We start from the raw sequence: 14,818 nt of genomic DNA, 5'->3' as shown, positions 1-14,818 counted from the left end.
CCGGCGAAGCGCGACTGACGCGCTCGCCGCCTCGAAAGCGCGAGTCGCCGGGGCTCAGCCCAGCTTCAGATGGCTGGAATACTAGGGCTCGCTACGAGCGCGACAGTCCGGTGGACGAACCAGCGCCCCGCGCTCCGTAACGATCCGTGAGCCAGCGCCCTAGACAGAATCCGCCCAGAGTGCGATTCTGCTAGGCTGCCGTGCGCAGCTGTGCTGGCCGGGCGGTCGAAGCACGTGGCGAGGTGACATGCTCTCCGTAACTTGTACCGTAGGCCAGCAAATTTACAGCGACTCGAGCATCGAGGTGTTCCGTGGGACCTGGGGTGACGAGCAGAAGCCGGTCGCGGTCAAGGTCCTGAAGAGCGAGTTCCCGAGCCGGCGGGCGCTGGCGTCGCTCCGGCACGAGTACAACGTCCTCCGCGAGCTCGACGTCGAGGGCGTCGTCAAGGCCTACGGCCTGGAGAAACACAAGAACGGCATCGCCCTCGTGCTGGAGCGGCCCAGCGAGACGACGCTCCACGACATCCTCCGCGCTGGCCGGCTGGAGCTCGAGGCGGCGCTGAAGATCGCCCGCTCGGCCGCCTGGGTCCTCGACGAGATCCACCGCCGCAAGGTGATTCACAAGGACATCAAGCCGCACAACCTCCTCGTCGACCCGGACACGCTCGAGGTCCATCTCGTGGGGTTCAGCATCGCCACGCTCCTCCCGCAGGAGACGCAGCAGGCGGTGAGCCCCGAGGCGCTCGAGGGGACGCTCGCGTACATGTCGCCCGAGCAGACCGGCCGCATGAACCGCGTCATCGACCGGCGCACCGACCTCTACTCGCTCGGCGTGACGCTCTACCAGATGCTCACCGGCGTCCTGCCGTTCGCCGAGGGCGAGCCGATGGACATGATCCATGGGCACATCGCGAGGACGCCCGTGCCCCCGCCCGAGCGGGTCCCGCGCGTGCCCGAGGCGGTCTCCCGGATCGTCATGAAGCTCCTCTCCAAGAACGCGGAGGACCGCTATCAGAGCGCCTTCGGGCTCGTCGCCGATCTCGACGTGTGCCTGCGCCAGCTCTCGACCTCCGGCGCTGTCGCGCCGTTCCCGCTCGGCCAGCGCGACATGCCCGACACGCTGCGCATCCCGCAGAAGCTGTACGGCCGCGACGAGGAGGCGCGCGCGGTGCTCGCCGCCTTCGAGCGCGCCGCCGGGGGCGAGCGCGAGCTCCTCCTCGTGTCGGGGTACTCGGGCATGGGCAAGTCGGCCCTGGTGAGCGAGATCCAGAAGGCGATCGCCCAGCGGGGCGGCTACTTCGCCGCGGGCAAGTTCGACCAGCTCAACCGCAGCGTCCCCTACGCCTCCATCGCGCGGGCGTTCCGCGAGCTCCTCCGGCACATCCTGACCGAGCGGCCGGAGCAGCTCTCGCGGTGGAGCGCGGAGCTCGAGCGGGCCCTCGGGGGCAGCGGCCAGCTCCTCGTCGACCTCGTCCCGGAGCTCCAGTGGATCATCGGCCAGCAGCCGGCCGTCCAGCCGCTCGGCCCGGCGGAGTCGCAGGGCCGCTTCCACGCGGTCTTTAAGGCGTTCCTCCACGTCTTCGCGACGGCCGAGCACCCGCTCGTCCTCTTCCTCGACGACCTGCAGTGGGCCGACCCGGCCTCGCTCAAGCTGCTCCAGGTCCTGGCCGCGGATCCGGAGCGCGCGCACCTGCTCCTCATCGGCGCCTTCCGGGACAACGAGGTCTACGCGGCCCACCCGCTGCGGCTCGCGCTCGACGAGATCGCGAAGGCGGGCGCGCCGCTGCGCGAGCTCGAGCTCAAGCCGCTCGCCCTCTCCGACGTCGTCGAGCTCCTCTCGGACACGCTCTCCGCTGCCCGGGAGGAGGTCGAGCCGCTCGCCCGCGTCGTGTTCGACCGGACCCAGAGCAACCCGTTCTTCGTGCGGCAGTTCCTGGGCGCGCTCCACGCCGAGGGCATGCTCCGCTTCGAGGCGGGCGCGTGGACGTGGGATATGGAGCGCATCCGGCGGCGCACCGTCACCGACAACGTCGTGGAGTTCATGGCGCGCAAGCTCGCGGAGCTCGAGCCCGACCTCCAGCGCGTCCTCAAGCTCGCGGCGTGCATCGGGCACGAGTTCGACCTGCGCACGCTCGCGATCATCGGCGAGCGCCCGCCGCACGAGACGGTGGCCGCGCTGTGGAAGATCCTGCAAGAGGGCCTGATCACGCCCGTGGACGCCGACTACCGCCTCGCCCACGCGACCGACGGCGAGGCGCGGGGCGGGATCGACGGCGAGGCGCAGGGCGGGATCGACTGGCGCGTGAACTACCGCTTCTTGCACGACCGCGTCCAGCAGGCGGCCTACTCGCTCATCAGCGAGGACCACAGGCGAGAGGTGCACCTGCGGATCGGGCGGCTCATGCTGGCCAGCAACTACGGCCCCGCGCGGGAGGAGGCGCTCTTCGACATCGTCAATCACTTCAACATCGCCTCGCCCCTCGTGGGCTCCCCCGAGGAGCGCGCCACGGCCGCGGAGCTGAACCTCGCCGCTGGCCGGAGGGCCAAGGCGGCCACCGCCTACGAGGCGGCCGCGGGCTATTTCCGCGCGGGCATGGGGTTCTTGCCCGGCGGCGGCTTCGAGGAGCAGTACGGCCTCGCCCTCGCGCTCCACAAGGAGCGCGCCGAGGTCGAGTCGCTGTGCGGCGCGTTCGAGGCGGCGGAGCGGCTCTGTGCCGAGGCGCTCGCGCGCGCCCGGACGGCGATGGACAAGGTGTCGATCCACCTCGTGCAGGCGAATCAGTACCTGCTGGAGTGGCGCAACCACGAGGCGACCGTGGTGCAGAAGGCCGGCCTCGCGCTCCTCGGGTGCCCGATCCCCGAGGGCCAGGCGGAGGTCGCCGCGCTGCTCGAGCAGGAGCTCGCGGCGGTGCCCGTCCTCCTCGGCGGGCGGAGCATCGAGGAGCTCGCGCGCGCCCCGCGGGCGACGAGCCCCGAGCACCCGGTGATGCTCGAGCTGCTCGTGAACCTGTTCTTCGGCGCCTACAACTCCAGCGACCAGACGCTCGCCAACCTCGCCATCGTGAAGATGGTGACCCTCTCCCTGCAGCACGGGAACAGCGACATGTCCGCGTTCGGATACGTCGCGTACGGGATGGTGGTGGGCCCGCTGCTCGGCGAGTACGCGACGGCCTACCGCTTCGGCAGGATGGCCATCGAGCTGGCCGACCAGCTCGACAACCTCGTCCTGCGGGCCAAGACGTACCACATCTTCTCCGCGGACGTGCACAGCTGGACGCAGCACCTGCGGTGGGCAGACCCTTATTACGACAGGGTCTACGAGCTCGGGCTCCAGTCTGGCGACTGGACGGCGATGGGGTACATGATCAGCCAGAGCGGCTCGGACAGGCTCACCTACGGGATGGCCTTGCCGGAGCTCTCGCAGCTGACCGAGACGCACCTCGCCTTCCTGAGGCGCGCGAGGAGCCATGACATCATCGACATCCTGCTCGCCGGCGTGATCCAGCCCATCCGCTGCCTGCAAGGGCTCACGAGCAGCCAGCTCAGCTTCGACGACGACGGCTTCAGCGAGGCGTCGTACACGGCGAAGCACGGCGGCTCGCCCTACCACATGGGGTGGCTCTACCACGCGAAGATCCGGAACGCCTATCTCTTCGGCGACCGGGCGAGCTTCGCCGAGCTCATGCCGAAGCTCGCCGTCATCGAGGGCGCCTTGCCCACGCACGCCAAGGTGCCTGAGGCGACGTTCTATACAGCGCTCATGCGGCTCGCCGCCTGGGAGGGCGCCGGCGGCGCCGAGCGGAGCGAGCACGAGGCGCACCTCGAGCGGCTCCTCGCGCGGATGAAGCGCTGGGCCGACGCCGGGCCGGAGAACGTGCTTCACAAGCACCTCCTCGTGCTCGCCGAGAAGGCCCGCGTCGAGGGGCGGACGGCGGAGGCCATGGAGCTCTACGAGCGGGGCATCGAGGCCGCGCGGCAGGCGGATTACATCAATTGCCAGGCGCTCGGGAACGAGCTTTACGGCAGGTTCTGGCTCGCCCAGGGCAGGCTCGAGTTCGCGGGCATGTTCCTGCGCCGGGCGCTCAACCTGTACGAGCGCTGGGGGGCGAGCGCCAAGGTGAAGGCGCTGCGCGAGGAGCTCGCGCCGCTCTTCGCCCCGGCCGCCGGCGCGCCCGCGGCCATCTCGCCGCTGGCCGCGACGACCGACACCGCCCTCGGCGGGCTCGCCGTGGGCGACCTCTGCGATCTCGCCACGGTCCTGAAGACGGCGCAGGCCATCTCGAGCGAGATCGTGCTCGACAAGGTGCTCGATCAGGTGCTGCGCAGCGTGATCAAGAGCGCCGGGGCGAGCCGGGGCTTCCTGATCCTCGCGCGCGGCGACGCGCTGGTGGTCGAGGCGATGATCTCGGTCGACCCGGACACGGTGCAGCTCGGGCTCTCGACGCCCATGGAGGAGCGCCTCGATCTCGCCCGCCCGGTGGTTCACTACGTCGCGCGCTCGCGCGAGGCGGTCGTGATCGGGCGCGCCGAGGACGACCCGCGCCTCGCCGACGATCCTCACGTGATCTCGCGCCGGCCGAGATCGATCCTGGGCTTGCCGCTGCTCCACCAGGGCAGGCTGAGCGGCGTCCTCTACCTGGAGAACCACCTCGCCGAGCACGCCTTCACCGCGGATCGTATCGAGCTCTTGCGGCTGCTCTCGTCGCAGGCCGCCGTGGCGGTGGAGAACGCCCTGCTCTACGCGAACCTGGAGGCCGTGAGCGCCGAGCTCCGGCAGGCCAACGAGCGGCTGGAGCAGGAGGTGAAGCAGCGCACCGAGGAGCTCTCGCAGGCGAACGCGCGCCTGTCGGAGCAGAGCGAGGAGCTGAAGGAGACCAACGTGCGGCTGATGCACGAGCTCGGCGAGCGCGAGCGCGCCGAGCGAGCCCGCGCCGAGCTGCACGAGGCGGTGATCCGGTTCCAGCGGGCGAAGATCGCGGAGCTCTCGACCCCGCTCGTGCCGATCACCAACGACGTCATGGTCATGCCGCTCATCGGCACGCTGGACGAGGAGCGGGCGCAGGAGGTGCTCCAGACGCTGCTCGACGGCGCGACGCGGAGCCGCGCCCGGGTCGTCATCATCGACGTGACGGGGATCAAGGAGGTCGACCAGCGCGTCGCGAACGCGCTGATCGACGCGGCGAACGCGCTCCGGCTGCTCGGGGCCCAGGCCGTGCTGACCGGCATCCGCGGCGAGGTAGCGCGGGCGCTCGTCGCGCTCGACGTCGACCTGACGCGCATCGTGATCCGCGGGACCTTGCAGAGCGGGATCGCCTACGCCGTCGGGCGCTCGGGCGCCGCGTTCGCCTAGCGAGCACCTCGTCAGCCGGATTCGTCCCTGTTGGACAGGAGCTCTTGCCGAGTTGCCGCGCCCGCGAGCCCCTGCTCATCGCGCGGCCCGGCAACCCTGCCGGCGTCGCGTGGCCCTCGCTCCTGCGCGCATTCTGGACCGATCATTCTAGAATGATCGGTCCAGAATGCGCGCAGGAGCGAGGACCGCTGGGGCTGAGCCAACAGGTCGCCAGCTCGGGCAAGGGCGCTACCTCATCAGGGCTTCTCCGTACACGCGCAGGGAGAAGCAAAGGATGCGCTGGTGCATATTGTGAGCGTTCACATTAGCGGAGTCAACTCCTGTCGGCGGGACCGCGGATATCCTCGATCCCGCGGGAAAACAAGGGTGGCGGGGCTCCTCCGGAGCGTCGCGTCAAGAGGGGCGGACGCCGGCCCGCGAGCATCGCCGGCCCGCCCGACTGGCTCGAAGCCGATCAGCGCACGAGGGAGAAGGAACTCCGAAGTCAAGCCTGGATCTCGTGGATGACTGGGATACCATGACCCTCATGCCTTCTCTCCAGGTCTCCCGCTCTGCAGCCACATCGTGGCTCAATCTCACGGCCCCCTTGGTGATGCTCGTTGCACTGGGGTGCTCCTCGGAAAGCAACACGAGCGGGAACACCGGAGGCAGCGGCGGCGGTACGTCCACGGGCGACGCCTCGACGGGCAGCGCCAGCACGGGCGACGCCGCGACGGGCAGCGCCGGCACGGGCAGCGCCAGCACGGGCGACGCCGGCACGGGCGGCGCCGGCACGGGCGGCGCCGGCGCGGGAACCGGGGGCTCCGGCGGGACCGGCGGCTCAGCGACGCCGGCGGACGCCGCGGCCATGGTCCCCGACATGGGCATCGGAACCAACATCGGCAACACGCTGGAGAACACCACCGCGTGGGAGACGGGCTGGGGCCAGCCGCTGATCACGAAGACGTTCATCGACGGCATGGCCAGCCATGGCATCAAGACGGTGCGCGTGCCCGTTGCCTGGGACACCTACGCCGCCAACGGCACGATCGACGCTACCAAGATGGCCCGAGTCAAGGAGGTGGTGGGCTGGATCGAGGCCGCCGGCATGTACTCGATCGTGAACATCCACTGGGACGGGGGCTGGATCTTCAACGAGGACAACGACAACAAGTACAAGCTCACCGACGACGTCAAGGCCAAGTTCGCCTCCTACTGGACCCAGATCGCCACGGCCTTCAGCGGCGTCGGCCACAAGCTGATCCTCGAGGGGATGAACGAGGAGGGAAACTACTGGGTCAACGGCGTTCAGGGGGGGACTCCGGACTACGCCGCCCTGAACGAGATGAACCAGCTCTTCGTCACCACCGTGCGCGAGCAGGGCGGCTACAACGCGAGCCGCGCCCTGCTCATCTCCGGCTTCGTGACGGACATCGACAGGACCTGTGTGAACGATTTCAAGGTGCCGACGGACCCGGCCGGCACGAAGAGCCTCTTCCTCTCGCTGCACTACTATACACCTTACACCTTCTGCGGCCTCGACACGGTGGAGACCTGGGGCTCGCCCAAGACGACGTGGGGCACGGACCCCGAGAAGGCGGAGCTGAACAGCCTGTTCGACAGGCTCGGCGCGTTCAGCGCTGAGCGGAGCATCCCGGTCATCCTCGGCGAGTTCGCCGTCACGCCGGGCGAGAACTACCCCCGTGAGTCGGCGTCGCGGAGGCTGTGGATGCAGTCGGTGGTGGAGGGGGCGCAGGCTCGCGGCATCGTTCCTGTGCTGTGGGACACGGGGTCGGAGATCAAGCGCACGGACGGCTCGTTCTCGGCGGAGTGGCAGGCCGTCATGGACGCTGTCACCGAGTAGCACCGCCAAATCCGCGCACCAATTTATTTGGGTTGACGTCGGCAATGTGAACGTTCACATTTGGCGCCGGGGGGGTTCTTTACCATTGCCCTGGATAGGTGCGTCATGCGTGAGGGTCACGATTCCGCCGTTCGTCACGTCAAGCTGCTTGTCGCCGCATCGCTCACGGCGTTCGCTGGGCTGGCTGCTTGTTCATCGGACGGAGCGAGCCCCGGCCTGGCTGGCGGCGACAGCTCGGCTGGCGGCGGCACAACCGGCGGAGACGACGCCACCACAGGAGCCGGAGGAGCGGTAGAGGCCGGGGGCGGCGGCAGCACCGGCGCGATGACCAGTGCAGGAGCGGGCGGCGGCGGCGAGGTCCCGGACGAGACCGGGACGCGGCAAGCGGCGTACTACGTGTCGCCTTCCGGCAGCGACGACGATCCAGGCACGGTCAGCGCGCCGTTCAAGACGGTCGCCAAGGCGCGCGACGTCGTCCGCAGCGTCAACGCCAACATGACCGGCGACATCTACGTTTACCTCCGAGCTGGCACGTACAGCCTCACCGACGCCATCGCCTTCGCGCCGTCGGACTCGGGCACGAATGGCCATCGCATCCACTATCAGGCTTACCCCGGGGAAAAGCCCGTTTTGAACGGCGCGACGAAGGTGACCGGATGGACGCCGGACGCAGGCAACATCTACAAGGCCAGGCTGGACCGAGCGACGAAGCTGCGCAACCTGTACGTGAACGACGCTCGCGCCCTGATGACGAGCAAGCGGGTCGCGTCGCGCGGAGGGGTCGGGACGTACAGCGTGAGGGCAGGGCAGGGCAGCTGGGCCTGGGCGAGCGGCAGCGGCAGTGACGGCGCCAAGTACGACCTCGACGCGGTCCCCGCCATCGCCAGCAACAAGGACGACCTCGAGATCGTGAACGGCACCACGTGGAACGAGAATGTCGTTTGCGTTCGCGATGTCACCACCACGCAAGACAACTTCCGCGCGCTGCTCTTTCAACAGCCCTACGGCACCATCGCGCAGACCCCCGGCTGGAATTCGGGGTTCAGCGTCTCTGGCACCCACACGATCTACAACGCGCGCGAGTTCTTGAGCTCACCCGGTCAGTTCTACTTCGACAAGACCACCGGCACCCTCTACTACTACCCGCGAGAGGGCGAAGACATGGCTGAAGCCGACGTGCAGGCGCCGGTCGCAGAAAAGCTGATCGACATCGCCGGCGCCTCCACCGCCAGCCGCGTCAAGAACCTCACCTTCCAGGGCATCACCTTCGCCAACACCGACTACAACCTGTACAGCGTGGAGAATTCACGCGGCAAGGCGACGGTACAGGGCGCCACCATCTATGTCGCTTACGGCGACGGCAACTGGCACAACAGCAAGTACGAGATCACCGACACGCTGCCCGGGATGATCACGGTCAACAACGCCGACTCGATCGACTTCACCGGTAACGTGGTGAAGCACAGCGGCAATGAGGGCATTTCCTTCATCAACGACGTCGTGAATTCCAGCATCGTCGGCAACTACATCACCGACATCGCCGGCAGCGGCATCACGGTCGGCCACCCGCAGCACCTGTACGTGGGCGACACCGGCCCGCACCAGAAGTTCGGCTCGGGTGTCGAAGGCGTCTGCAAGGACGACACGATCAGCAACAACCTGCTGTACAACGTGAGCTCGCTGCCGGGGTTCGGCGGCCATTCGGGCATCACCGCGTTCTTCGTCGATGGCCTGAAGATCACCTACAACCAGATCCAGAAGACGGCCTACAACGGCATCAACCTGGGCTGGGGCTGGCGGAACTTCCCCGACTCGACCACCTGCAAGGACAACGCGATCAACAACAATCGGTTCATCGACACCTTGAGCAGGCTGCACGACAGCGGCGCGATCTACACGCTAGGTCAGATGCCGGGCACGACCATCAACGAGAACTACGTCAAGGGCATCCCGCCCGCGACGAGCGGCCCCACGTACGGCCTGCACAACGACGAGGGCAGCGCGTACATCACGCAGAACGACAACGTGCTCGACATCGACCCCGGCGTGAAATACACGATCAACTGCGAGGATTTCGGGGCCAAGCACCACCTCACCATCCTGAGGACGTACGCCACCGTGAACAAGATGGGCGTCAACCCGCCCGATAGCAGGATCGACCCGCCCGTCGCGGTGCCGGACAACATGTGGCCGGCGGCGCAATACGATATCTGCCTGAGCTCCGGCGTCCAGGAAGAGCACCGGGGCATCATCCCCAGCAGCCTGCTCGCGGTTCAAGACTACGTGTTCCCGGCGAGCGCCTCGGTGGCGTCCGGCGCCGGGACAATCAAGATCAGGAGCGCCGGCGCGGCGGCCAACACCGTCTGGCTCGCGCCGGCCGGCACCGACACGTTCACGGAGGGCGCGACGATGACGAAGGCAGCAGGGGACGCCACGTCCATCGCCGTGCCGGCCAGCGCCGGAACGTACAAGCTGCATGTCGTCGGTGCGCAGGGCGAAAAGCTCGGCGAATCGGCGGCGCAGCTGCGGGTGCGCTGACGTGCCACGGCGGGCGCTACAGCAGTGGCGCCCACCCTGGTTGCCGACCTGCCGTAGCTGCCGTCGGGCGCTCGGGCGCCCAGGCCGCCACGGTAGCTCACGCGGGTAGCGTCGCTCACGCAGCGACGCTGCCGCCCCCCGCCGAGGTGGACGCTGAAGCTTCCGGGGGCGGCCGGTCGGGCCCGCGTCGGGCCCGCGCCCGCCAAGGGGCAGCAGTCCCCGCCGCCATGCCCCCGAAGTCCCGGGGGAACCTGCGGCGCGCACCGGTTCGCCACCGCAGGTTCGTCGTCGAGCGACCGGGTACTGGTCTCGCGCGGACGTCGCCGCGTCGAATCGTGTGGACACGTCCTCAACGGATCGCGCATGATGAGCGCGCGAGTCAGCCGGGGGGCCGAGCTCCGTCCAGCGGCGCGCGCACACGATGCGCGGGTCGTGCCGGGGCAGGGCGGCTCCTCGCGGGCGGAGGGGTGAGGCGCATGGTGAAGGGGATCGGTCGGTTCATCGTCGGGGTCTGCGTGGCGGCGGCGCTCGCGGCCCTGGGCTGCGAGGGCGGCGGGGGCCAGGCGGCGGCGCCGGGCGGCAAGCCGAAGCTCGCCTACATCACCAACGGCGTCGCGCCGTTCTGGACCATCGCCGAGAAGGGCGTCATCGACGGGGCGAAGGAGTACAACGCCGACGTGAGCGTGGTGATGCCGAGCGACGTCAACGACCAGATGCAGCGGGTCGAGGACCTGCTCATCCGCGGCCTCGACGGCATCGCGATCAGCCCGATCGACGCCGAGAACCAGGTCCCGCTGATCAACAAGGCGGCCGCCAAGACCAAGCTCATCACGCAGGACTCGGACGCGCCCAAGAGCGACCGGCTCGTGTACATCGGCATCGACAACTACGTCGCTGGCCGGATGGCGGGGCAGCTCGTGAAGGAGGCCATCCCCGGCGGCGGCAAGGTGGCCATCCTGGTCGGGCGCCTCGAGGGCGACAACGCGCGCAAGCGGCGGCAGGGCGTCCTCGACGAGCTCCTCGACCGCGCGGACAGCAGCGCCGGCAGCGACCCGCTCAACGAGGTGCTGAAGGGCGCGAAGTACACCATCGTCGCGACGCTGACCGACCAGATCGACGCCGCCAAGGCCAAGAGCAACGCCGAAGACATGATGTCTGCGCACCCGGACCTCGTGGGGCTGATCGGCCTGAACGCGTACCACACGCCGGCCTTGCTCGAGGCCGTCAAGCAGGCGGGGAAGATGAGCTCGATCCAGGTCGTCGGCTTCGACGAGCAGGACGCGACGCTGCGCGCGATCCAGGACGGCGAGGTGGTCGGCACGGTGGTCCAGAACCCGTACATGTACGGCAAGGAGTCGGTGCGCGTGCTCGCGGCGCTCGTGCGCGGGGACGACTCCGTGGTGCCGCCGGGCAAGTTCATCTCCCTGCCGGCCCGGCAAATCCGCAAGGCCAACCTGCCCGAGTTCTGGGCGGACCTGAAGCTGAAGACGCAGAAATCGCAGTGAACCCGCGGGCTTGCGTCGCGGAGCCCGCGCGGCGCGCCGCCCTGGCCCTCGACCCCTGACGCGCATGACGCCCTCCTCGCCCGACCCAGGCGCAGCTCCGCTGCTCGAAGCGCGCGGGCTCACCAAGCGCTTCCCCGGCGTGCTCGCGCTCCGCGACGTCCACCTCTCGCTCGGCCGCGGCGAGGTGCTCGGCATCGTCGGCGAGAACGGCGCCGGCAAGAGCACGCTCATGAAGATCCTCGCCGGCGTCGAGGCGCCCGACGCCGGCGAGATGCTCTTCGACGGGCGACCGGTCGCGCTCGGCTCGGTGAGGGAGGCGCTCTCCCGCGGGATCGCGCTCATCCACCAGGAGCTCAACCTGGCGGAGAACCTCGATATAGCGGCGAACATCTTCCTCGGCCGCGAGCGACGGAGGGGCGGCTTCATCGACGAGGGCAGGATGGAGCGCGAGGCGCGGGCGATCCTCGCGCGGGTCGGCCTCGCCGAGTCGCCGCGCGCGCTCGTGGGCAGCCTGTCGCTCGGGCAGCGGCACCTCGTGGAGATCGCGAAGGCGCTGTCGGCGAACGCGCGGGTGCTCATCATGGATGAGCCGACGTCGTGCCTGAGCCCCCGCGAGGCAGAGGCCCTCTTCCAGGTCGTGCGGGAGCTGCGCGCGGACGGCATCAGCGTCGTGTACATCTCGCATCGCCTCGGCGAGGTGAAGGCGCTCTGCGACCGCGTGCTCGTGCTGCGCGACGGCGAGAACGCCGGCGAGCTGCCGCGCGCGGAGATGAGCCACGATCGCATCGTGCGGCTGATGGTGGGCCGCGACCTCTCCCAGTTCTATCCGCACGTCCCGCACCCGCCGGGCGCGCCGGTGCTCGAGGTCTCCGGCCTGCGGACGGCGCGACACCCGGAGCACGCGCTCTCGTTCACGGTCCGCGCCGGGGAGATCGTCGGCGTGGCGGGGCTCCTCGGCGCGGGGCGCACGTCGCTCTTGAGGACGCTGTTCGGGGTCACGCCGGCGACCGCGGGCGCGGTGCGCGTGGCCGGGCGCGAGCTCACCCCGCGCACCCCGCGCGACGCCATCGCCGCGGGGATCGGCCTCGTCCCCGAGGACCGCCAGCAACAGGGCATCATCCTGGAGATGGCCATCCGCGCGAACGTGAGCCTCCCGAGCCTGCGCCGGGCGCAGCGCCACGGGGTCCTCGACCGCGCGGGCGAGCGCCGGATGTCGGCGCAGATCGTCCGCGAGCTCGACGTGAAGACGCCGAGCGACGTGCAGCCGGCGCAGCACCTCTCCGGCGGCAATCAACAGAAGGTGGTCATCGGAAAGTGGCTGTCTACATCGCCGCGCGTGCTCTTGCTGGACGAGCCGACGCGCGGCATCGACGTCGGCGCGAAGCACGAGATATACCAGCTGATGGAGCGCCTGGCCGCGAGCGGCATGGCCACCCTGTTCGTGTCGAGCGACATGGAAGAGGTGATGGGCATGTCCGACCGGGCGCTGGTGATGCACGAGGGGCGCATCGCCGGGGAGCTCGGCCGCGCCGAGCTGAGCGAGGAAGCGATCATGCAGCTCGCGACCGGCTGCGGCGCCGCGGCCTGAGCTGGTGCCGGCGGGGCGCGTTCGAGGCCAGAGGAGCATGCCTGTGACGACGACACGTGATCCCGGGGCGCGCAGTTCCGCGTCGCCCGCGTCGCCCGCGTCGCCCGCGCTGACCGCGTCCAGCACGCGGCGGAAGGTGCTCGGCGTCTTCTGGCTCCTCCTGGCGGTCTCGCTCGGCACCGCGCTCCTGAACGGCAGGTTCCTCCTCGCGGAGAACATCGAGAACCTGATCCGGCGGACCGCGCTGTTCGGGATCCTCAGCATCGGGGCCGGCTTCGTGATCATCACGGGCGGCATCGACCTGTCGATCGGCTCCGTGGTGGCGCTCGCCGGCTGCATGCTGCCGTGGCTCCTCACGGTCCACGGCTGGCCGCCTTCCCTCGCCGTGCCCTTGCTGCTCGGCATCGCCCTCTGCATCGGGCTCGCGCACGGGCTGCTCATCACGAAGCTCCGGCTCCAGCCGTTCGTCGTCACGCTCTGCGGGCTCCTGCTCTACCGGGGCACCGCGCGCGGCATCGCGGGCGACCAGACGCAGGGGTTCGGCGTCGGGTTCGAGTCGTTCCGTTACCTGTCGGTCGGCAGCCCGTTCTCGGTGCCGGTGCCGTTCCTGTCGTGGATCTCCGAGGGGCGCTTCAGCCCCTACGCGGTGCACCCGTTCACCGGCGTGAGGACGCGCCTCGAGTGGGTCACGTGGATCGACGTCCCGATGCCGTTCCTCTTGTTCCTCGCGGTCGCTGTCGCGGCGTCGGTCTTCCTGAACCGCACCATCTATGGCCGCTACCTCATGGCGCTCGGCCGCAACGAGCAGGCGGCGCGCTACAGCGGGGTCGACACCGACCGGATGACGATCCTCGCGTACGTGATCTGCGCGCTGCTCTCCTGCTTCGGAGGCATGCTGTTCGCGCTCGAGGTCAACTCGGCCCAGCCGGTGGACTTCGGCAATTTCTACGAGCTCTACGCGATCGCCGCCGCCGTGCTCGGCGGCTTCAGCCTGCGCGGCGGCGAGGGCGCGGTGCTGGGCGTCGTCCTCGGCACCGCGCTGATGCAGGTCCTGCGCAACGCCATCAACATGCTCGGCGTCCCGACCCAGATCGAGTTCGCCGTCATCGGCGCCGTCATCCTGAGCGGCGTCATGGCGGACGAGCTGGTCAAGCGCTACGCGGGGGCGCGGCGCAGGGCGGTCGGCTCGTGACAGGGGTCGCCGGGCGCAGCCGCTGAGCCGCCGCTGCGCCTCGTTGCTCGATCGAGCAAGGCCATGGACGCAGCCGACCCTCGAATCCGCCGCTCGTAGCGCCGCCGTCCGCGGAACGAGCCGGTGGTACGACGGTTGCTCCCCGTCGCCCAACGAACCTCGCGTCTCCAGCGATCCGCCCGATGCCCTTTCCAGAGATCGGGTATCTCGAGGTTCCGCTGAGTTGCTGAAGGGAACTGGCGGCGCGCGCCCCGCACCGCGGGCACGCGACCGCCAGAGGCCCTCTCGGGGGAGACGCACCGCTGCGCCGAGCCGCCACCCATGGCGCCCCGGCGAGGGCACCGTCCCTGCCTGCGCTCGCGCCGTCACGGCGCAGGAGCATGACACATGACCATCACTGGCTCGCCGAGCCACATCCCCAACTGGAGGTATCCATGTTCCCGTCGCTTCCCTCTGCGCCTGTATCCACCCGACTCCGGGTTTTGCCTGATCGCCACCTTGCTGCTCGCCCCCCACGGCGAGCAGCTGCTCTTCGAGCTCACGCCCAAGACGGTGGCCCTCAGCCTGGTCGGTCACCTGGTGTTCGGGGCCGTCGTCGGCGCGCTCATGCGCTGGACCGGGAGCAACGTCCGCCCGTACGCGGCGGACCGGCAGCCGCTCGCGCCGCCCTAGGTCCGTCGCGGGCGGCGCCCCGAGGGCGCGGCGGCGGTGATCCCCCGCCGCGTCCGTGCGGCGCGCTGTCTCGCACGGTCGCGCGAGATCGGCCGGTCCCGGCCGGGCCTCTCACCGCTCGACGAGCTCC

The 14,818-nt window shown here is 69.6% G+C and carries 6 protein-coding genes and 1 pseudogene; all 7 read left to right on the top strand.

Features of this window, described 5'->3' with window-relative positions; all coding sequences use genetic code 11:
- The first annotated feature begins 247 nt into the window (after window positions 1-247).
- The 7 genes and pseudogenes from WME89_RS25510 to WME89_RS25480 all read left to right on the top strand — a co-directional run bounded on the left by WME89_RS25510 (window position 248) and on the right by WME89_RS25480 (window position 14,688).
- Window positions 248-5,350 (top strand): AAA family ATPase, encoded by a 5,103-nt coding sequence (locus WME89_RS25510; RefSeq protein ID WP_438011676.1) that lies wholly within the window; start codon window positions 248-250, stop codon window positions 5,348-5,350.
- A gap of 592 nt (window positions 5,351-5,942) precedes the next feature.
- Complete coding sequence (locus tag WME89_RS25505) at window positions 5,943-7,193, top strand: glycoside hydrolase family 5 protein (RefSeq protein WP_438011968.1); 1,251 nt, start codon at window positions 5,943-5,945, stop codon at window positions 7,191-7,193.
- Window positions 7,194-7,583: 390 nt separating this feature from the next.
- A pseudogene (locus WME89_RS25500) lies at window positions 7,584-9,725 on the top strand (right-handed parallel beta-helix repeat-containing protein); the annotation flags it as partial.
- Window positions 9,726-10,207: 482 nt separating this feature from the next.
- On the top strand, window positions 10,208-11,236 hold the full coding sequence (locus WME89_RS25495) for a sugar-binding protein (protein ID WP_438011675.1): 1,029 nt from the start codon (window positions 10,208-10,210) through the stop codon (window positions 11,234-11,236).
- A gap of 64 nt (window positions 11,237-11,300) precedes the next feature.
- Window positions 11,301-12,824, top strand: a complete 1,524-nt coding sequence (locus tag WME89_RS25490) for a sugar ABC transporter ATP-binding protein (protein WP_438011674.1) — start codon at window positions 11,301-11,303, stop codon at window positions 12,822-12,824.
- 37 nt (window positions 12,825-12,861) lie between these two features.
- Window positions 12,862-14,016 carry an ABC transporter permease gene (locus tag WME89_RS25485; RefSeq protein WP_438011673.1) on the top strand — a complete coding sequence of 385 codons (1,155 nt, stop codon included), beginning with the start codon at window positions 12,862-12,864 and terminating at the stop codon, window positions 14,014-14,016.
- Window positions 14,017-14,403: 387 nt separating this feature from the next.
- The gene (locus WME89_RS25480) at window positions 14,404-14,688 is read left to right on the top strand and encodes a hypothetical protein (RefSeq protein ID WP_438011672.1); all 285 of its coding nucleotides are present in this window, start codon (window positions 14,404-14,406) and stop codon (window positions 14,686-14,688) included.
- Window positions 14,689-14,818 lie beyond the last annotated feature (130 nt).

The organism is Sorangium sp. So ce321, assembly GCF_051530195.1.
In the GTDB taxonomy this organism is placed as follows: Bacteria; Myxococcota_A; Polyangia; order Polyangiales; family Polyangiaceae; genus Sorangium.
This window is presented reverse-complemented; position numbering and strand designations above follow the sequence as displayed.

Bases quoted from the DNA above. Each gene is read 5' to 3' on its own strand.
- WME89_RS25510 (WP_438011676.1), top strand. From the start codon at position 248: ATGCTCTCCGTAACTTGTACCGTAGGCCAGCAAATTTACAGCGACTCG.
- WME89_RS25505 (WP_438011968.1), top strand. From the start codon at position 5,943: ATGCTCGTTGCACTGGGGTGCTCCTCGGAAAGCAACACGAGCGGGAAC.
- WME89_RS25495 (WP_438011675.1), top strand. From the start codon at position 10,208: ATGGTGAAGGGGATCGGTCGGTTCATCGTCGGGGTCTGCGTGGCGGCG.
- WME89_RS25490 (WP_438011674.1), top strand. From the start codon at position 11,301: ATGACGCCCTCCTCGCCCGACCCAGGCGCAGCTCCGCTGCTCGAAGCG.
- WME89_RS25485 (WP_438011673.1), top strand. From the start codon at position 12,862: ATGCCTGTGACGACGACACGTGATCCCGGGGCGCGCAGTTCCGCGTCG.
- WME89_RS25480 (WP_438011672.1), top strand. From the start codon at position 14,404: ATGACCATCACTGGCTCGCCGAGCCACATCCCCAACTGGAGGTATCCA.